Below are 20,297 nucleotides of genomic sequence, written 5' to 3' on the forward strand. Positions count from 1 at the left end.
CACGCGACTATCTGCTCTCGTGGGATGTGCTCGCGGCCACGCCCGGGGTGGACCCGGCCAGGGTGGGGATCTACGGAGAGAGCGAGGGGGCGTGGATCTCGCCGGTGGCTGCGGTGCTGCAGCCCGACGTCGCGTTCCTGATCCTCGTGTCGGCGCCGGTGGTGCCGCCGCGCGAGCAGGGGGCGTTTGCGATGGACAGCTACCTGCGCAACACGCACGTGCCGTGGCCGGTGTTCCGCGCGATTCCGCGCGCCACCGGTGCCAACATCCCCGGTGGGGGTTTCGAGTACGCGGACTTCGACGTCTCACCGTGGCAGCGACAGCTGACGCAACCGGTGCTGATGACGTACGGAACGGGCGACACCTCGATGCCGCTGATCCAAGGGCCGCAGCAGGTGATCGCGGACATGGCGTCGAACGGCAACGACGCCTTCACGTTGCGCTACTTCGCCGGCGCCAACCACGGCATCCGGATCGACCAGGAGCTGGCGCCCGGGTTCACCGACGTGCTCGCGTCCTGGACCCTCGGTCTCCCGGACAGCGGCGGTGCCGAGCCGCGGATCGCGGGCGACCAGCCTGTGCAGGAGTACGAGGCGCAGCCGCTGCCCCGCCCGCGCTGGTACGCCGACGGCGACATGCTGATCTGGACCGCCGTGGCCTCGGCGCTGCTGCTGGTGATCGGTCCGCTGCTGTGGGTGCTGACCGCGCTGCGACGGCGCCGCAACGGCCGCAGACTTCCGGCTCCGGTCGCGCGACACACCGCGGCGGCCGGGCTGGCCTCCTTGGCCGTGATGGTCGTGTTCGTGGCGTACTGCGCCCAGGTGGCCGATCTTGCGCTCAACTACCGCACCAACGACCTCGTGGTGCTCGGCGGATGGGTCGTGGTCCAGGTGGTCGGGGCGCTGGCTGCGGCCGTACTGGTGCGCAGCGTGTGGGTGGCCAAGCCGTTCCATCCCGAGCGCTGGAGCAGCGGCGACGAGCGGGCCGGTCGTGCCGGCCGGCTGCTGTGGTGGGCCACCCACGCGGGCGCAGTCGGGCTGCTGCTGATCGCCGCGTACTGGGGCGTCTACCCGGCAGTCGTGTAGATCTGCCCGGCTCGGCGTCCCCCGTGGGCACGGTCTGCTCGTAGGATCGTGGCGATGTCCTCCGACGAACGTGCGATGCCGACCAGGTTCGGGGCGCTGACCGACACGGGTGGTCGGCGCGCGGTCAACGAGGATGCCGTGCTGGCGCGACCGCCGGTGTTCTGCGTGGCCGACGGCATGGGCGGTCACAGCCGCGGAGCGATGGCGTCGGCGGCCGTGGTCGGGGCATTCGAGCAGCTCGCGCAGGAGATCGACGACGCGGGCGGAACCGCCGCCGTGTCCGCCGAGCAGGTGCAAGCCGCCGTGGTGGAGGCGCAGACCCGCATTCGAGCCGAGCTGGGTCTGGCCGCCCCGGAGTCCGACACCGAGATGACCGCCGGCTCGACCCTCGCCGGCGTGATCCTCACGCGCGCCGATGAACGCCTCTGCTGGTTGGCGTTCAACGTCGGCGACTCCCGGATCTACCGCTTCGCGAACGGCTCGCTGACCCGCGTCAGCGTGGACCACTCCCTGGTGCAGGAGATGATCGACGCCGGAGAGATCGACGAGGAGCAGGCGCTCACGCACCCGATGCGGAACATGATCACGCGCGCGGTCGGAAGCGGCGTCGAAGTCAGCCCGGACTTCTGGCTGCTCGGCGCGGGCCGCGGGGATCGCCTGCTGCTGTGCAGCGACGGGCTGATCAACGAGGTCCCCGAGGCCGAGATCGCCGCGACGCTCGCCGGTGGCGGCACGGCGCAGCAGGTCAGCGAGACGCTGATGGCGCGCGCAACGTTCCGCGGCGCCCGCGACAACGTCTCGGTGGTCGTGGTCGATCTCGATCTCTCCGACCAGGTCGACGAGGTGACTGCGCCACGGCTCGCCGGGGCCTACGATCCCGAAGACACGATGCCTCGCGAGTACGCCCAGTGATTCGACGACCTCACGAAGGGGACGGTGGCAGGACATGACCGATTACACGTACGGACCGGGGGAGTGGACTGCGCTCGCCCACGGCGGTCGTGCCGCGATCCTCGACCCGGCGATCGACGCCGAGTCCGTGGCACAGATCTGGGAGTCGCTCTCCCAGGGCGGCTCCTTGGAGTCGTGGCTGGAGGTACTCGCCGGGCACGGGCTCGCGTCGCTGCCGAGCTTCGGGTTCGTCGAGCCGGGTGACGACGGCGTTCGTGTCGTCGTGCGCGGCGAGGTCACCGCCCTCGTGGAGGACTACGAGATCGCCGCCGGCGGGATGCGCACCTGGCGTGAGCACGTCGCACCGGCAGACACCGGGGTGGTGCTGCAGGTCACGGCTGCCGAGGTGAGCTACCCGCTGATCGGTGGCATGGTGCTCGCCTCGACCCTGCAGGTCGGCGACCTCCCCGAGCCGATCGTGGAGGAGGACGCCGCCGACGAGGAGACCGCCGTCGCGCCCGAGGGTGCCGACGTGGACTCCGGCGGCGCGGCCGTCGTGGCCGGCGCCGCCGGTGCAGGCGCGGGCGAGGTGCCCGACCAGGACGAGCCCGAGCATGACGAGGCGAGCGAGGCCGTCGACGAGTCGGAGCCGGCTGAGTCGGCGGATCCGGTCGAGCAGACCGAGGAGCCTCAGCAGGCCGACGTGGCCGAGCAGGCCGACCAGGCTGACGTGGCCGAGGCAGCAGGCGACGAGCCGGCTGAAGCCGGCGCCGAGGTCGAGCCCGATTTCGTCCTCGACGACGACGAGGGCGTGGCTGACGACGAGGACGTGGTCGTCGGTGGGCAGCCCGAGGGCGTCGACGCTGCCGCCGCTGCGCCCCAGCCGTGGGCCGTGCCCGCGCCGCCCGCGCCACAAGCCGACCAGTGGGGGCCGCCGGTGCAGCAGGCCGGCGACGCTGCCGGTTTCGAGCAGCCCGAGCAGCCGTGGCAGCCGCAGCAGGCCGAGCCGCGGCCGGAGCAGCCCTGGCAGGCACAGGCCGCAGCGGCCCAGCCGTGGCAGCCGGAGCAGCCGTGGCAGCCGCAGCAGCAGGCTGCGCAGCCCGCCGACCTCGGCGATCACGACGGTTACACGATGCGCGCCAGCGACCTGCCGCAGCCGGAGGGCGGGCAGGACCCCGAGGCCGTCGCGGACCACACGCTGGCGCCCGCGCACGAAGACGAGCACAGCGACCAGGGTGGCGGTGCGGGAGGCCCGGCATTGCAGCTGTCGCTGTCGACCGGTCAGCAGGTGGAGCTCGACCGCCCCGCACTCATCGGTCGCGCTCCCGAGTCGTCCCGGTTCGGCTTCGGTGAGACGCCGCGGCTGGTCACCGTGCCCAGCCCGCAGCAGGACATCTCCCGCACACACGTGGAGATCAAGCTCGAGGGCGACTCGGTGCTGGTCACCGACCTCCGATCGACCAACGGCACCGTGGTGGTGTTGCCGGGTTCACCGCCGCGCCGCCTGCACCCGGGCGAGAGCGTCCCGGTGCCGGACGGCACCGTCATCGACCTCGGTGACGGCGTGACCGCGGTCGTGGGCGTGCCGGGCACGGCCGTGCCGCTGGCCACCTGAGTTGGCCAGCAAGCGCCCACCGGCCCCACCGCCCGACCTCCCGGGTTTCACCTACATCCAGCTCCTCGGGTCCGGGGGATTCTCGGATGTGTTCCTGTACGAGCAGGAGCTGCCACGCCGCCGCGTCGCGGTGAAGGTGCTGCTGGCGCATGCCTCGGGCGAGGTGGCGCGGCAGCAGTTCGTCGCGGAGGCGAACCTGATGGCGCAGCTGTCGACCCACCCGTCGATCGTGACCATCCATCACGCTGACACGGCCTCCGACGGACGCCCGTACCTGATGATGGAGAACTGCCCGCGCCCGAACATGTCGGTGCGGTACCGCTCCGAGCGGATCTCGGTCGCGGAGGCGATCCGGATCGGGATCCGGCTCGCCGGCGCCGTGGAGACCGCGCATCGCATCGGGATCCTGCACCGCGACATCAAGCCCGCGAACGTGCTGACCACCGACTACGGCTGGCCGGCACTCACCGACTTCGGGATCTCGGTGATGTCGACCGCGACGCCGGGCGGCGAGGCCGTGGGCATGTCGATCCCGTGGGCCGCCCCGGAGTTCTTCGCCGAGGACGCGATCCGGGGCGTGCCGGGCGATGTGTACTCCCTGGGCGCGACCGTGTACACGCTCCTCAAGGGCACCTCGCCGTTCGAGGACCCGGGCGGGTCGAACTCGGCCCTGGAGCTGATCACGCGGATCGAGCGCAACCCGGTGCCCCCGATCGGGCGACCGGACGCGCCAGGTTCGCTGGAATCGGTGCTGGTCCGCGCCATGGCCAAGCGCCCCGGCGACCGGTACCCCAGCGCGGCGTCGCTCGGGCGAGCGCTGCAGCGCGTCGAGCAGGAGATGCAGCTCTCGCAGACCTCGCTCGACCTGCCCGACACCTCGTGGGCACACTCGGACGAGGCCGACGTGACAGACGACCTCCGTACCAGGGCGCGCATGGTCACCACGGTGCAGCAGGGCATGTCGTCAGACGGCACCGTGCCCCCGCAGCCCACACCACCGCCGGCGGCGATCCCCGACGGCGCGCACTCGCCGCCCAGCGCACCATCCCCGGAGCATGGCCGCAAACGGCGCTGGCCTGCGCTGCTGGCCTCGGCGGCCGTGGTCCTCGCGGTCCTCGCAGTCGTGGTCATCGGCGCCCTGAACCGCCCGGAAGACCCCGGCAACGACAGTTCGACCACGCCACCGCCCTCGGAGGAGGTGCCGACCGACGCCCTCGTCTACCCACCGTCTCCGGAGGATCTCGAGGGCGAACGAGTCCCCGACGGACCGGCACGGTTCACCTGGACGGCACCCGAGTGGGATGGCGAACTGACCTACATCTGGCGCATCCGAGGAGCGGACGGCACGGAGCAGCCGGTGTCCGGGACCGTGCTCGAGGTCGACGAGGAAGGTACGGTGTGTGTCGAGGTCGCCTCCCGCTCCGATCGGGGCACCCTCTCGGACTACGTCGGGGTGTGCGCGGGGTGAGGGGCGTGCGGGACGAAGCACCATCGGTGAGACGGGGATGATCAATGGGTCTGCAGGTCGAGTTCTGCGGTGAGTGGTACGACCTCGATGAGGAGAACGCGTTCCAGATCGGACGCGAGGGGGACCTCGAGGTCGACGAGAACCCCTACCTGCACCGGCGGTTCCTGACGATCAACCATCACGAGGGCCTGTGGTGGTTGGAGAACGTCGGATCCCGGCTCTCCGCCACGGTCTCCGACGGCGAGGGGAACGTGCAGGCGTGGCTCGCACCGGGAGCGCGGCTGCCGCTGGTGTTCGCGCACACCACGGTGCTGTTCACGGCCGGCCCCACGACGTACGAGCTCGGCATCGTGGGTGATGAGCCCACGTTCACCACGGCGATCAACGAGCACACCGAGGTCGGCGAGACCACGATCGGTCCGGTGGCGTTCACCGAGTCGCAGAAGCTGCTGATCCTGTCGCTCGCGGAGCCCGGGCTGCGCGGCCGCGGCAGCACCGCCTCGATCCCCACCTCGGCCGACGCCGCCAAGCGGCTCGGCTGGAGCATCACCCGCTTCAACCGCAAGCTCGACAACGTCTGCGAGAAGCTCAGCCGCCACGGCGTGCGCGGTCTGCGCGGCGGTCAGCAGCAACTCGCGGTCAACCGGCGTGCGCGCCTCGTCGAGCACAGCGTCGCGTCACGACTCGTGGTCGCCGCAGATCTGGAGCTGCTCGAGAAGAACGCCGAGGAGGCAGCAGCAGCCGCTGCGGCGGAGGCTGCCGAGACCGAGCAGGCCGAGGCGGTCAAGGTCGACTGAGCGGGCACCCGTACCCATCGGCGTGGCCACCTCGCGCCGTTAGGATGGGCTCCGGCCGTGCCGCCCGAGATCGGTGGGCGCCCGGTTTCTGTGTCCTGACGGGGGAGTGAGCGCATGCCTGCGAGGCGGCTGAGATGGCTGCGCGACCGCAAACGTGTCGCGTCGGGCCTCGTGGTCACCCTCGTGGTGGGGACCATCGTCGCGCTGTCGCTCAACTATCGGGGTGTCGCCACCGCCGATGTGGAGCTGAACGACGGCGGCGTGTGGGTCTCGAACGAGAACAGCGTTCTCGTGGGTCGCCTCAACTACCCCGTACGGGAGATCGACGCCACCCTCGCCGCAGACACCCCCGACATCGATGTGCTGCAGCGTGGCGACGACGTGCTGATGCGCGACCCCAGCGCCGGGCTGCTCCGGCGCATCGACTCGGTCAATGTGCAGTTCGCGGGCGGCTCGGTCACGTTGCCGCCCGGTGCACAGGTGGCGCTCGGGGAGGGCGCCGTGGCGGTTCTCGACCCTGCCGACGGTCGACTGTGGGTGACGCCTCCCACCGAGCTGTCGGTGATCGAGGAGCCCACAGTCGCGCCAACGGCCTCGCTGGGTGAGGGTGCTCACATGGCGATGGCCGACGACGGCACCGTGTTCGTGCTCGACGTCATCGACAACGAGGTGCTCACCTATGCCCCCGAGGTCTGGGGCGAGCTGTCCGGCCAGGAGGTCGAGGCCACGGAGGAGGAGTCCGAGCCGAGCGAGGACGCCACCACGGCGGAGCCCGAGGTCAGCGTCTTCGACGACGAGATCGACCTCACCACGGCACGCGTGCAGGTGGCGGCCGTCGGCGACCAGCTGGTGGCGCTGGCGTACGAGGCCGAGGATGGCACGGCGCAGCTGCTGCGACCGGGTGCCGACCCGATCGACCTCAGCGGTCTCGACGTCGACCACGCCAGCGCCGTGCTCCAGGCAACCAGCGCCACAGGCGACGTGGCCGCGATCGCGACGAGCGACGCCGTCGTCCTGGTGCCGCTGAGCGGCGGCGAGCCGCGGGTGATCCCGGCCGACCAGCCGGGCCCGCCTGCTCAGCCGGTGCAGGTCAACGGATGCGTGCACGCGGCGTGGTCCGGAGACGTGCCGACCTACGTGCGGGCGTGCGGTGACGACGCGCCCGAGGACCAGCCGGTCCCGCAGGCGGCGGTCAACGCCGAGCTCGTGTTCCGGGTGAACCGGAACCTCGTGGTGCTCAACGACCTCCAGAGCGGCAGCGTCTGGATGCTCGAGGATCGCCTCTACCTCGTGGAGAACTGGGAGGACGTGATCTCCTCGGACTCCGAGGAGGAGGAGACCGAGGACCCCTCCGAGCAGGAGACCGACGAGGTGCCGCTCGACCGCGAGGCCGAGAACCAGCCCCCGACGGCCGAGCCCGACGAGTTCGGTGTGCGGCCCGGCCGCACCATCGTGCTGCCGGTGCTCGACAACGACAGCGACCCCGACGGCGACCTGCTCACCGTGGCGTCCGTGACCCAGCCGCCCGAGTCGTTCGGCGTGGTCGAGTCGATCCTGGGCGGCAGGGCGCTGCAGATCAGAGTGGCACCGGACGCCAGTGGTCAGCAGGTGCTCGACTACGGGATCTCGGACGGTCGCGACGGCACCGACACCTCCACGATCACGATCGACGTGATCGGCGAGAGCCAGAACGCGCCGCCGGCGCAGCGCAAGCCGATCGAGCCCACCGTGGTGCTCGGCCAATCGGTCGAGGTGAACATCCTCAACGACGTGCGCGACCCGGATGGTGACGAGATCTTCCTCCTAGGCGCCCAGGCCGACGACACGCTGAACGTCTCGGTGCGCCCCGACGGGCTGGTGGTGATCACCGACCTGGGCGTGAGCACTGGCCGCAAGCAGGTGATCGTCGACGTCAGCGACGGCCGCGACAGCGCCCAGGTGGAGATCGACCTCGAGGTCCTGCCCGATGCGGCAGCGCCTCCGCAGGCCGTGTTCGACTTCGCGACCGGATTCGTCGGCCAGGACATCGAGGTGGCGCCACTGGTCAACGACATCGACCCCAACGGCAAGCCGCTCGACCTGGCGATCGTGACGCCGACCAACGGCGGCGAACAGACCACCGACACCACCAACGACACCTTCACCTTCACCGCCTCGGCAGCGGGCTCGTACTACTTGACCTACGTGGTCACCGACGACGACGGGCTGAATGCCGAGGGGCTCGTGCGAGTCGATGTGGTGCAGCCGAACGACGAGCTGCCTCCGATCGCGGTCAGCGACACCGCGCTGCTGCCGCCGGACGGCTCGGTCGCGGTGGACGTGCTCGACAACGACAGCGACCCGGCCGGCGGTGTGCTGGCGGTGCAGAGCGTCGACGTGCCGAGCGGATCCGGGCTGCAGGTCGCGATCCTGGACCACCGGATCCTGCGGATCACCTCGGACGCGACCCTGAGTGGCCCGATCACGCTCGGATACACGGTCTCCAACGGGGTGCGATCCTCCGACGGCGAGGTCACGGTGATCCCGCTGAGCGGTCAGGGTCAGACCCTCGGCCCGAACCCCAACCCCGACTCCGCACGGGTCCGCGTGGGCGACCACGTGACGATCCCGGTGCTGAACAACGACGTGCACCCCAACGGGGTGGACTTCCACGTCACCGGCATCGAGGTGCCCGAGGGCATGCCCGGGCTGCCGTTCGTCAGCCAGGATCTGGTGCGGTACGCCGCGCCGGACGAGCCGGGCACCTACGAGTTCACCTACGAGGTGACCGACGAGAACGAGCGCTCCGACTCTGCGACGGTCACGGTCTACGTCGAGGCCCGGGGCGACGAGGCGAATGCCCCGCCGGACCCCGCCGACGTCGAGGTCCGGGCGTTCGCGGGCGAACGGATCCGGATCCCGATCAACATCTACGGGATCGACCCCGACGGCGACTCGGTGCAGCTGGTCGGTCCGACCTCCTCGCCCGAGCGTGGCCGGATCGTCGACGTGGGCAGCGGCTACATCGACTACATCGCGTTCAACTCGGCCGAGGGCGGCACCGACTCGTTCACGTTCGCCGTGCGGGACCGCCAGGGCGCGCTCGGGCACGCCACCGTGACGATCGGCGTGATCCCTCCGCCGAGCACGAACCGGCCGCCGGTCACTGCGGCCGACCACATCGTGGTGCGCCCGGACCGGATCATCCAGGCCGACGTGCTGCTCAACGACACGGACCCCGATGGTGACCAGCTCACCTTCGGTGATCCCGCCGTCGTGAACCCGCCCGACGGATTCGACGTGGCCGTCGAGGACGGACTGCTCGTGTTCACCTCGCCGTCGGAGGAGGGCGACTACACGCTCCAGTACGTCGCGGACGATACCCACGGTGGGCAGGACATCGGCTCGCTCACCGTGACGGTCGACGAAGACGCGCCGTTCCTGCGCCCGGTGGCGCTGGACGACGTGGTGCCGGCCACCGCACTCATCGACGCCGAGACCGTCGATGTGGACGTGCTCGACAACGACTACGACCCGGACGGCAGCAACACCGACCTGGTGGTGTCCCTGCCCGATGGGCAGGACGACATCACCGTGCTCGACGACGGCCGGTTGCGGATCCCGGTCACACCCACGCGCCAGGTGATCACCTACCAGGTCACCGACCCGGACGACGAGTTCACGTACGCATTCGTCGAGGTGCCGGGCACCGAGGACACCGGACCCGTGCTGCTCTCCGACGCGGAGCTGCAGGTCAACTCGGGTGAGGAGCTCGTGATCGAGCTCGAGGACGTGGTGGTCTCGCTGGCCGGGCGGCCGGTGCGCCTGTACGACCTCGACGGTGTGACCGCCACGAACAGCAACGGCGGTCCGCACGTGGTGGATGAGGACACGCTGACGTTCACCTCGGCCGACGGGTATGCCGGACCGGCGTCGATCACGTTCTCGGCGACCGACTTCGCGGACATCAACGCCGCCGATGCGATCTCGTCGGTGATCACGATCCCGATCGAGGTCATCGCCACCACCGACCAGCCTCCGACGTTCCGGAACGGGTCCATGGAGCTGGAGGCCGGCGGTGACGCGGTCAGCCTCGACATCGGGCGGCTCGCCGATGATCGCGACACCGCGGTGAGCGACCTCACCTTCACGCTGGGTGACGTCCCCGACGGGTTCAGCGCGAGCCTCGAGAACGGCGTGATCCTGACCGCCTCCGCGGAGCGCAACACCCCCCGCGGCACCACGGTGGAGCTCCCTGTGCAGGTGAGCGATGGCGTGAACGAGCCGGTGGACGGCGTGATCACGCTCACCGCCACCGGGAGCCGGGCACCGTTGCTGGTCGCCAACGACGACAGCATCGGCGAGGTGCACCAGGGCGACACAGTCACGGTCCCGGTGCTCGAGAACGACACCAATCCGTTCGAGGGCGAGCCACGCACGATCGTCGACGTGTTCGTGGAGACCGGGCGCGCGGACGTGAGCATCCAGGGCGAGAACGTCGCGGTGACCCCGGCAGCCGACTTCGTGGGCCGCCTGGTGGTCGTGTACGTGGTGCAGGACGCGACGGAGGACTCCGAGCGGTGGCGGCAGGCACGGATCACGGGCACCGTGCTCGGCGCGCCCGAGGCGCCGCCGCGGCCGGCGATCGAGTCGGAGGGCAACCGGGAGGTCGTGGTCTCGATCACGCCACCGAACGACAACGGTGCGCCCATCTCGCACTACGAGGTCACCGCGAGCGGCGGCGGCACCACCACCTGCCAGACCACGACCTGCCGCATCACAGGGCTGCAGAACGGCACGACCTACACGTTCACAGCAGTGGCGGTCAACGAGGTCGGACCATCGGATCCCAGCGCCCCGTCAGGAGAAGCGACGCCGGACGTCGCACCCGGTCCGGTGGCGGCGCCGTCGGTCGAGTACGGGGACACCGAGCTGCACGTGTCCTGGAGCGAACCGCCGAACGAGGGCACGCCGATCAATTCCTACGACGTGCAGATCTCGCCGCCGCCGCCGAACGGCCAGTCGCAGATCTCGCTCGACGCAGGTGCGACGAGCTACACCTGGACCGGTCTGACCAACGGCGTCACGTACGAGTTCCGGGTTCGCGCGCACAACGACCACCCGGATGCGGGTCCGTGGGGCGGCTGGTCGCGGGGCGAGTACCCGTCCGGTCCGCCGGCGCGTCCCGCCACGCCCACGATGACCCGTATCGATACGAGCGCGGGTGGCCAGGTCGAGGCGCGGTGGGCGGCGCCGGACAACAACGGCGACACGATCGCCGAGTACCACGTCACGCTGTATCGCAACGGTTCCTCCTACCGCACGGTCACGGTGCCCGGCGGCACCCTGAACCGGCTGTTCGACGTGGAGAACGGCTACGACTACAGCGTCAGCGTGGTGGCCGAGAACCGCTCCGGGCGCTCGGACGCCTCGGCGCAGTCGGCGCCGGTCACCTCGTTCGGTGCGCCCGGCCGGGTGACCGGGGTGTCCGCGGAGGCCACGGGCACCAGCGGACAGATCCGGGTCGCCTACGGAACACCCTCCGACAACGGCCAGGCGATCCAGCGGTACGAGTACCGGCTCAGCAGCGGCGGCAGCGGCAACCTCGGGACGAGCCCGGCCAACATCGGCGGACTCAGCAACGGCACCGGCTACACGGTCCAGGTGCGCGCCTGCAACACGTACTGCGGCGAGTGGAGCGCGTCCTCGAACGAGGCGTCGCCGTACGGGCCGCCCGCGCAACCTCCGTCTTCCGGGAGCATCTCCTCATCGGCGGACGGTCGGACCGTGGGATTCAGCTGGAACTACCCCGCCAGCAGCAACGGCGCCTCGATCGAGCGAGTCGAGTACCGGATCGACGGGACCACGCGCACCGGGAATCGAACAGGCTCCGACAATGTCAGCGGCGACTGGGAGCAGAACCACACCTTCCAGATGCGTGTGCAGAACGAGCACGGGCAGTGGAGCGCGTGGTCGACCGTGCGGAACCAACGGGCGGAGGCGGACCCGACGCCGCCGGCTTCCGTCAACGCCCGCTCCAGCTCGGACACCACACCATGTCAGCGTGGTGGCGGAACCTGCTACTACTTCGCGATGGACTACTCCAACCTGCCCGCAGGTGACTACACGATCAGTTTCAGCGCGTCGGCGGGCAACTGCGGCTCCCACAGCAATACCCCCTCCACGGTGCGACTGAGCGGATCGGGTTCCTGGCGCGACCCGTACGCTCACTACGGCTCGGCCTGCAATGGCACCGTCCGGGTGACGATCAGTGGCCCGGTCACTCTGTCCGACGAGAGCTCGTGGCCATGACCCGAGCAGTCCGATCCCGAAGGCCCCGATGACAACGACCAACAGCACCCCGACCACCACCGCCGAGCAGGCGCAGCAGTTCGCTGACGTCTTCACGCGGCTGGTGGTCAACATCGAGCAGGCGGTGCTCGGCAAGGACCACGTGATCCGGCTGGCGCTGACGTGCCTGTTCTCGGGCGGGCACCTGCTGCTCGAGGACTACCCGGGCACGGGCAAGACGTCGCTCGCACGCGCGCTGGCGGCGTCGGTGCACGCGAGCCACTCGCGGATCCAGTTCACGCCGGACCTGCTGCCTTCCGACGTCACAGGCGTGACGATCTTCGACCAGGAGAAGGGCGAGTTCGAGTTCCACGAGGGACCGATCTTCGCCTCGGTGGTGCTCGCGGACGAGATCAACCGTGCCTCGCCGAAGACCCAGTCGGCGCTGCTGGAGGTGATGGAGGAGGGCCGTGTCACGGTCGACGGCGTCGCCCGCCCGGTGCCCACTCCGTTCATCGTGCTCGCCACGCAAAACCCGATCGAGCAGGCGGGCACCTACCGGCTGCCAGAGGCGCAGCTCGACCGGTTCCTGATGCGGTCCTCGCTGGGTTACCCCGACCAGCGGGCGACCGTCGAGATCCTGGCGGGCTCCGCCGTGCGCGACCGCACGGCCGCGCTGCAGGCGGTGATCGGGGGACCGGAGGTGCTGCATCTGGCGCAGCTGGCCGCCAACGTCTACGTGGACGGTGCGGTGCTGGAGTACATCTCGCACCTGGCCGAGGCGACCCGCACGGCTCCGGAGATCGCGCTCGGTGTCAGTGTGCGCGGCGCGCTCTCACTCGTGCGCAGCGCCAAGACCTGGGCCGCTGCGAACGGCCGGCACTACGTGATCCCCGACGATGTCAAGGAGCTCGCCGAGCCGGTCCTTGCGCACCGTATGGTGCTTGACGCCGAAGCCGAGTTCGAGGGTGGCACCACGGCGGGCTCGTTGCAGCGCATCCTCAGCGAGATCGCGCCACCCGCGCAGCGTTCGGAGTAGTAACGCCTCATGAGCACCCCGAACTCGTCCACGCGGCAGGCGGCCGCGATCGCACCGAGTGCCCCCGAGGGCACTCGGTCGGTCTCGCGTGCCGTCACCGGGCTGGTCGCCGGTGTGCGGAGATCGCGGACGGCGGCGTCCTGGGTCAGCCGCGCCGGCTGGGTCGTGCTCGGCGCCGGGATCGTGGCTCTCGTGGCGGGGCTGCGCTTCGGTTGGCTCGAGATCATCGTGCTGGCCGGCGCGTTGCTGACGCTCGTGGTCGGGGCCATTGCGTTCGCGATCGGGCGCCACCCGTACCAGGTGCAGCTGCGGCTCCGGGAGGGGCGCGTGGTGGTGGGGGAGCGCGCCATGGGTGCGCTCGAGGTCACCAACGTGAGCCACCGGTCGGTGCTGCCGGCGCGGATCGAGCTCCCGGTGGGATCGGCGAAGGCGTCGTTCGCACTGCCCACGCTGGCGGCCGGTGCTGAGCACGATGAGCTGTTCGCCATCCCCACCGAGCGACGCGGCGTCATCACCGTGGGTCCGGTCTCCTCGGTGCGCGGCGACCCGCTCGGTCTGATCCGGCGCGCTGTGCTGTGGACCGAGCCCGAGGAGCTCTACGTCCACCCCCGCACGATCAAGATCGGTGGCTCGGCGGCCGGGTTCCTGCACGACCTCGAGGGCCGTGAGACGCGGGAGATCACCAACGCCGACCTGTCGTTCCACGCGCTCCGCGAGTACGTCCCCGGCGACGACCGCCGCTACGTGCACTGGCGCAGCTCGGCACGGACCGGCACGCTGATGGTGCGGCAGTTCGAGGAGACGCGGCGCTCGCACCTCGTGCTCGCACTGTCGGTGCAGGAGCAGGACTACGCCCACCCGGACGAGATGGAGCTGGCGATCAGCGCCGTCGGGTCGCTGGGGCTGCACGCGATCGGCAGCGAGGCGGACCTCACGGCGATGACCACCGAGGAGGTGCTGCTGCACCGGACGCCGCGCCAGCTCCTGGACGGGCTCACGCGCATCGAGGCCAGGCGCACACCGACCACGATCGTGGACCTCGGACGCACGATCGCCCGTGACGTGCAGCGAGCCACCGTGGTGCTGCTGGCGTTCGGTTCCGCGGTCACGCCCGAGCAGATCCGCACGGCGGGTGCCGTGCTGCCTGCCGGCGTGCGTGCGCTCGCCGTGCGCGCCTCGCTGGACGAGGACGACCAGCTCGGTGCGCGCCGGCTCGGCAACGTGACCGTGCTGACGCTGCCCACGCTGGAGGAGCTGCCGCGAGGATTCCGGAAGGTCGAACGATGACGGCCGCACCGGCAACCGGCCTCCGTGCGCGCCCACGAAACGCACGCCCGGCGTGGCGACAGTGGTTCACGACGCAGCGGATCGTCGGGATCCTCGTGCCGGTCGGGCTGATCGTCCTCGCGCTCGCGCCGCTGCACCAGGTCTATCTGACGCCGCTGCTGTGGGTCACGGTGGCCGGTGGTGCGCTGCTCGGCACGGCTCTGGCGACCGCGGGTGCCCAGCGGCGCTGGCCCACGCTCACGGTGCTCGCATTCGCGCTCCCCACGTTCTTCCTGTTCGGGGCGCTCGCTGCGCCGGCCACGACCATTGGCGGTGTGCTGCCCACGCTCACCACCTGGCAGCTGATGGGCGTCGGCATGGTGACGGTGTGGAAACAGGTCCTCACGATCGCGCCGCCGCTCGGCACCACCGGCGTGCTGCTGCTGCTGCCGTACCTGCTCGCGTTCTTCGGTTCGCTGATCGGGGTGACGATCTCGCTGCGCGCCAAGCGGTGGTCGCTCAGCCTTCTCGTACCGGCGGTCGTGGGAGTGGTCGCGATCCTGTTCGGGACCCGACTGCCGGTCGCGCCCGGTGTGGTGGGGGTCGCCGCGGTCGCGGTGTCGGTCATGTGGGTGGCGTGGCGGTCGGGTCGGTTGGAGGCCCACCGGGTCATCGCGGTCCCGTTGGTGCTCGGACTCGCCGCGGTCGGCGGCACGGCGACGGCGTTGCTCGCTGTCCCGGACAACCCTCGCCTCGTGCTGCGCGACTTCATCGATCCGCCGCCCGACCCGCACGACTACACCAGCCCGCTCGCGAGCTTCCGCCGGTACGTGGACACACTCGCCGACGAGACGCTGCTGACCGCCACCGGCCTGCCGGCCGGCACCCAGCGGATCCGGCTCGCCACGATGGACAGCTACGACGGGCACGTGTGGGGCATCACGGGCTCCGGCGCCGCCGGGACCGGCACGTTCACCCGCCCCGGCGAGCGGCTGGTGACCGAGGCGTCCCCGGGCTCCTCGGACGTCCGGTTCAGCCTCGAGGGATACACGGGCGTGTGGTTGCCGACACTCGGAGCGAGCGAGGACGTCGACTTCACCGGAGGCCGAGCGGGCGAGCTCACGGAGTCCTTCTACTTCAACCGCACCACGGACACGGGACTGGTGGCGGCGACGCTGCGCTCCGGCGACGGCTACCGGCTGGTCGCGGATCCGGAGCCGGACGTGGTGGCCGACGACGACTCCGCGCCGGCCACATCGATGCTTCAGCTCCCGGCCGCGCGGATACAGATGCCCGAGGTCACCGGGTCGCCCGACATCGTGGCGTCGCTCGCCTCGCAGTACACGCAGGGCGCCACGGGTGACTATGAGCGCGTCAGCATGATCGCGACCGCACTGTCGAGCTACGGCTACTTCTCACATGGTCTCGAGGGCGACGCTCCCTCGCGGCCTGGGCACGGCGCGGCGCGGCTGGTGACGATGCTCGACTCCGACCAGATGACCGGCGACGCCGAGCAGTACGCCGCGGCGATGGCGTTGATGGTCCGCGAGCTCGGCCTTCCCGCGCGCGTGGTCATGGGCTTTGACGTCTCGGACGCGCGCGCGGCCGACGGTGCCGACGGCGGTGTGGCGGTCACCGGCTCCGACGTCACCGCCTGGGTGGAGGTGCCGTTCGAGGGGCACGGCTGGCTCCCGTTCTTCCCCACTCCGGAGGAGGACCAGGTGCCCCAGGTGCAGAACCCGGACCCGCAGGACCGACCCGAGCCGCAGGTGCTGCAGCCACCCGAGCCGCCTCAGGAGCCTCCGGTGGTGCCGCCGTTGGACCGGAGCAACGCCCCGGCCGACCAGGAGGGTCCCGACGACGACACGATCGCGCAACAGATCCTGCTCTATGTGGCGATGATCGGGATCCCGCTGCTGGTGCTGCTCAGTCCGTTCATCGTGATCGCTGCCCTGAAGGCACGACGGTGGCGCCGCCGCCGGTCCTCGGGGCCACCCGACGCCCGGATCGCCGGCGGCTGGGCCGAGTTGTCCGACCGGGTGCTCGACCTGGGCATCGTCACCACGGCGGGCGCGACCCGGCGCGAGGCGTCCCACACCTACGACAGGGAGCTCGCCGGAGCCGGCACGGTAGCGCTGGCGCGCCGCGCCGACGCGGGGGTGTTCGCACCCGAGCCACCCTCGCAGGCCGAGATCGACGACTACTGGGCTGACGTGGCCACCGCGGTCAAGCACGCCGGTTCGGCCGTGCCGTGGCGCAGGCGTCTGCGTGGGCGGTTCTCCCTGCGCTCGCTGCGTTCGCGGTGAGCGTGACCGCCTCGGGTACCTCAGAATGAGCACCATGGACCGTTCCGCAATCGACCAGCTGGTGGGCGAGGCGGCGCCCTATCTCGAGGACACGGCCCCGAACCACGGCGGCCGGAACACCCGTCCGCTCGCGATCCCGGTGCTGGCCACCAGCTACTGCGGCACCGCCCGCACCGGTGCCGGGGCAGCGGCCGCCGCGCTCGGCGCGCTGGCAGGTCTGGCCACGTGGTTCGGGCTGGAGCAGCTGACGCAGCCGGACCCGTCGACGGTGCTCGCGATCGTCTGCTTCGTGCTCGCGGCGGGCCTACTGGCGGGTGCGGTTGTGCTCGGGTTGCGACTGCTGCGCAGCGGGGCGCGCCTGGTCGCGGCGCTGCGGCGCTGGCATGCCGTGGCTCCGGAGGTGCCCGTGCGCGGCGCCGAGGTGTTTACCGAGACGCCCGGGATCGTGCGGCTGACGCTCGCCGCGGTGTCGGCGTTCCTGGGCGTCGGCGCGGTGGTGGTTGGCGTCGTGGTCGGCGGCATGTCGATCCTGGTTGGTGCCGCCGTGGCCGGCGTCGCGTTGCTCACCGCCGGAATCGTGGCCGCGATCGGCTGGTGGACTGTGCGTGGCCTGTTGCGCCCGGCCGCCCCGCAGGCATCCCAGGAGTCGTTCGCACCGGCGCCGTACGCCCAGCCGAGCCCGCCGCAGGGCTACGGTCAGCAGTGGGTGCCGTCGCAGCCTGCCGGACAGCCCCACCAGCCCCCGTCGCCGCAGCAGTGGGCGCCGCCGCCAGCACAACCGCCTCATCCGGGGCCTGCGTCCGCAGCTCCCGCACCCCCGCCGGCCCAGCCGTGGCTGCCTGCCGGCGCCCAGTCGGGCGGTGAGACCTGGCAGCCCGACGCGGAGCCGGAGCCCGACATCGGCGACACCCGCCTGGTCGCGGACACGACGATGTCGGGGCGCTCCGCTCGTCGACAGCCGGTCGCGGTGGTGCTCGACGACGGTCGTCGCCTGACGCCCGGTGTCGTCACACTGATCGGCCGAGCCCCGGTGGGCAAGGACACCGACCTGCAGCTCGAGACGGTCGCCGTGCTGCACCCCACCGTGTCCAAGACGCACGCGGCCTTCCGCGTCACCGATAGCGCCGTCTATGTGACCGACCGCTCCTCGACCAACGGAACCACCGCCGTCGACCCGGACGGCGCACGGCGCCGGCTCGCGCCCTGGGCGGAGACACCGGTCGAGATCGGGGGAGAGGTGCTGCTGGGCAGCTACCGCGTGCGCGTCGTCGCCGTGGACGAGAGCGCCCCGTGACCCGCTACAGTGGAACCGTGCGGACGATGCAGCTCCTCCTTCGTCGCCGCGGCGAGGCCCTGTAAGGCCGGCCTCCTCGCCGCGGAGTGACGTGGTGCCCGGCCAACCGGCACATGATCACAGAGCAGGAGCAGCACCGATGTCCACCACCCACACCACGTCCGGGATGCCGGTCGGCAAGTACCGACCGTTCCACGAGACCAGCGCCTATGTCGACCTGCCCGACCGGCAGTGGCCCAGCAAGCGCATCACGGCGCCGCCGCGCTGGTTGTCCACGGATCTGCGCGATGGCAACCAGTCGCTCATCGAGCCGATGGACCCGGCCCGCAAGCGCACCATGTTCGACCTCCTGGTCCGGATGGGCTACAAGGAGATCGAGGTGGGCTTCCCTGCCGCCTCGCAGACGGACTTCGACTTCGTGCGCTCGATCATCGAGGACGAGGCGATCCCCGAGGACGTCACGATCTCGGTCCTGACGCAGGCGCGCGATGACCTGATCGAGCGGACCGTCGACTCGCTGATCGGCGCTCATCACGCGACCGTGCATCTCTACAACGCCACCGCGCCGGTGTTCCGGCGGGTCGTGTTCCGCAACGACCGCGAGGGTACGAAGGACCTGGCTACCGAGGGCACCCGCCACGTGCGCGACTACGCCGAGAAGGTGCTCGACCCCGATGCCACCTTCGGCTACCAGTACTCGCCGGAGATCTTCACCGACACCGAACTCGAGTTCGCGCTGGAGGTGTGCGAGGGCGTCATGGACGTGTGGGCGCCCGAGGACGGCCGGGAGATCATCCTCAACCTGCCGGCCACGGTGGAGCGGGCCACACCGAACGTCTACGCCGACCAGATCGAGTGGATGAGTCGGCACCTGTCCCGCCGTGAGTTCGTCGCGCTGTCGGTGCACCCGCACAACGACCGAGGCTGCGCGGTCGCCGCGACCGAGCTCGCGGTCATGGCCGGCGCCGACCGCGTGGAAGGCTGCCTGTTCGGACAGGGCGAGCGGACCGGCAACGTGGACCTGCTGACGCTGGGCATGAACCTGTACAGCCAGGGCATCGACCCGGGCATCGACTTCTCCGACATCGACGAGATCCGCCGCACCGTGGAGCACTGCACGCGCATGGACGTGCACCCGCGCCACCCGTACGGCGGTGACCTGGTGTACACGGCGTTCTCGGGATCGCACCAGGACGCGATCAAGAAGGGTTTCGCGCACCGCGCCGAGCAGGTGGCACAGGCCGGCGGCGAGGACACGTCGGTGCCGTGGGACCTGCCGTACCTGCCGGTGGACCCGAGCGACGTGGGTCGCAACTACGAGGCGGTCATCCGCGTCAACAGCCAGTCCGGCAAGGGGGGAGTGGCGTACCTGCTGCAGAGCACCCGCAGCCTCGACCTGCCCCGCCGGCTGCAGATCGAGTTCTCCTCGATCGTTCAGAAGTACACCGACCGCTTCGGTGGCGAGATGACGGCGGAGCAGCTCTGGGAGATCTTCTCCGACGAGTACCTGCCGGCCTCGGAGGAGAACGGCCTGGAGCCGTGGGGTCGCTTCGCGCTCGGCGCCAGCCAGGTCGCTTCCGCCGGCGACGGCAGCAACGACCTGCTCACGGTGACGCTGCGCGACGGCGGCGACGAGAGCACCGTGCAGGCCTCCGGGAACGGGCCGCTCGCGGCGTTCGTGTCCGTGCTGGCGCAGGCCGGCGTGGAGGTGCAGGTGCTGGACTACGCCGAGCATGCCCTGTCGGAGGGCGAGTCGGCCAGCGCCGCCGCCTATGTGGAGTGTGAGGTCAACGGTGAGGTGCTGTGGGGGGCCGGGATCGACCCGTCGATCACCACGGCGTCGTTCAAGGCCGTCATCTCGGCGGTCAACCGAGCGTTGCGCTGACGCACGGTCAACCGGGCACCGTGCCGCTGAACGCGGCGGCGCGGAGCTCGGCGACGCTGAGCGGGTGCTGCGGCAACGGCTCATGTTGCTCGTGGCGGCGCAGCCCGTCGAGCAGCAGCGCTCGCATCCGAGCCAGCAGGATGCCCCGTTGCGGCTCGGTCCACCTCACCAGCGGCACCAGGAGGTGCGGGACGTACGTGAGGTCGGTGGCGGTGGCGTCGCTGCGCAGGCTCCCCTCGCGATGGGCGCGCCGGGCGACCTCCTGGGCCGGCGCCACCCACTGGTCGCCGGGCCGGTAGTCGGGCGCGTGTGCGCGCATGTAGGCGAACACCGGGCCGATCTCCGGGTGGGCGTCGGCGATCGCGGTGACGCCATCGACGT

At 70.9% G+C, this 20,297-nt stretch carries 12 protein-coding genes; 11 read left to right on the top strand and 1 reads right to left on the bottom strand.

What is annotated here, in order from left to right:
* The 11 genes from ACOJSN_RS02200 to leuA form a co-directional block, all read left to right on the top strand.
* Positions 1–1,085: alpha/beta hydrolase family protein (locus tag ACOJSN_RS02200; protein WP_420110873.1), on the top strand; the 1,085-nt coding region annotated here is incomplete at its 5' end.
* 54 nt (positions 1,086–1,139) lie between these two features.
* The gene (locus ACOJSN_RS02205; protein WP_420110874.1) at positions 1,140–1,997 is read left to right on the top strand and encodes a PP2C family protein-serine/threonine phosphatase; all 858 of its coding nucleotides are present in this window, start codon (positions 1,140–1,142) and stop codon (positions 1,995–1,997) included.
* A gap of 34 nt (positions 1,998–2,031) precedes the next feature.
* Positions 2,032–3,591, top strand: a complete 1,560-nt coding sequence (locus ACOJSN_RS02210) for an FHA domain-containing protein (RefSeq protein WP_420110875.1) — start codon at positions 2,032–2,034, stop codon at positions 3,589–3,591.
* A gap of 1 nt (position 3,592) precedes the next feature.
* Positions 3,593–5,059 carry a serine/threonine-protein kinase gene (locus tag ACOJSN_RS02215; protein WP_420110876.1) on the top strand — a complete coding sequence of 489 codons (1,467 nt, stop codon included), beginning with the start codon at positions 3,593–3,595 and terminating at the stop codon, positions 5,057–5,059.
* Positions 5,060–5,103: 44 nt separating this feature from the next.
* Complete coding sequence (locus tag ACOJSN_RS02220) at positions 5,104–5,856, top strand: hypothetical protein (protein ID WP_420110877.1); 753 nt, start codon at positions 5,104–5,106, stop codon at positions 5,854–5,856.
* Positions 5,857–5,970: 114 nt separating this feature from the next.
* The gene (locus ACOJSN_RS02225) at positions 5,971–12,147 is read left to right on the top strand and encodes an Ig-like domain-containing protein (protein WP_420110878.1); all 6,177 of its coding nucleotides are present in this window, start codon (positions 5,971–5,973) and stop codon (positions 12,145–12,147) included.
* Positions 12,148–12,175: 28 nt separating this feature from the next.
* Positions 12,176–13,165: an AAA family ATPase gene (locus ACOJSN_RS02230; protein WP_420110879.1), complete on the top strand. Its 990-nt coding sequence runs from the start codon at positions 12,176–12,178 to the stop codon at positions 13,163–13,165.
* 9 nt (positions 13,166–13,174) lie between these two features.
* Positions 13,175–14,452, top strand: a complete 1,278-nt coding sequence (locus ACOJSN_RS02235) for a DUF58 domain-containing protein (protein ID WP_420110880.1) — start codon at positions 13,175–13,177, stop codon at positions 14,450–14,452.
* Complete coding sequence (locus ACOJSN_RS02240; RefSeq protein WP_420110881.1) at positions 14,449–16,737, top strand: transglutaminase-like domain-containing protein; 2,289 nt, start codon at positions 14,449–14,451, stop codon at positions 16,735–16,737. Before ACOJSN_RS02235 ends, ACOJSN_RS02240 begins: the two co-directional genes overlap by 4 nt.
* A 34-nt stretch (positions 16,738–16,771) precedes the next feature.
* A complete protein-coding gene (locus tag ACOJSN_RS02245; protein ID WP_420110882.1) occupies positions 16,772–18,031 on the top strand; it encodes an FHA domain-containing protein in 1,260 nt (419 codons plus the stop codon).
* A 139-nt stretch (positions 18,032–18,170) separates the two neighbouring features.
* Positions 18,171–19,916 (top strand): 2-isopropylmalate synthase, encoded by a 1,746-nt coding sequence (gene leuA, locus ACOJSN_RS02250; protein WP_420110883.1) that lies wholly within the window; start codon positions 18,171–18,173, stop codon positions 19,914–19,916.
* 7 nt (positions 19,917–19,923) lie between these two features.
* Here the strand turns inward: leuA and ACOJSN_RS02255 are convergent.
* Positions 19,924–20,297 (bottom strand): hypothetical protein (locus ACOJSN_RS02255; protein ID WP_420110884.1); only part of this gene is annotated, 374 nt, incomplete at its 5' end.

Source organism: Pseudactinotalea sp., assembly GCF_048594945.1.
In the GTDB taxonomy this organism is placed as follows: Bacteria; Actinomycetota; Actinomycetes; order Actinomycetales; family Beutenbergiaceae; genus Pseudactinotalea.

What these genes read in the sequence shown, in the direction of transcription:
- ACOJSN_RS02205 (WP_420110874.1), top strand. Translation starts at nt 1,140, where the DNA reads ATGTCCTCCGACGAACGTGCGATGCCGACCAGGTTCGGGGCGCTGACC.
- ACOJSN_RS02210 (WP_420110875.1), top strand. Translation starts at nt 2,032, where the DNA reads ATGACCGATTACACGTACGGACCGGGGGAGTGGACTGCGCTCGCCCAC.
- ACOJSN_RS02220 (WP_420110877.1), top strand. Translation starts at nt 5,104, where the DNA reads ATGGGTCTGCAGGTCGAGTTCTGCGGTGAGTGGTACGACCTCGATGAG.
- ACOJSN_RS02225 (WP_420110878.1), top strand. Translation starts at nt 5,971, where the DNA reads ATGCCTGCGAGGCGGCTGAGATGGCTGCGCGACCGCAAACGTGTCGCG.
- ACOJSN_RS02230 (WP_420110879.1), top strand. Translation starts at nt 12,176, where the DNA reads ATGACAACGACCAACAGCACCCCGACCACCACCGCCGAGCAGGCGCAG.
- ACOJSN_RS02235 (WP_420110880.1), top strand. Translation starts at nt 13,175, where the DNA reads ATGAGCACCCCGAACTCGTCCACGCGGCAGGCGGCCGCGATCGCACCG.
- ACOJSN_RS02240 (WP_420110881.1), top strand. Translation starts at nt 14,449, where the DNA reads ATGACGGCCGCACCGGCAACCGGCCTCCGTGCGCGCCCACGAAACGCA.
- ACOJSN_RS02245 (WP_420110882.1), top strand. Translation starts at nt 16,772, where the DNA reads ATGGACCGTTCCGCAATCGACCAGCTGGTGGGCGAGGCGGCGCCCTAT.
- leuA (WP_420110883.1), top strand. Translation starts at nt 18,171, where the DNA reads ATGTCCACCACCCACACCACGTCCGGGATGCCGGTCGGCAAGTACCGA.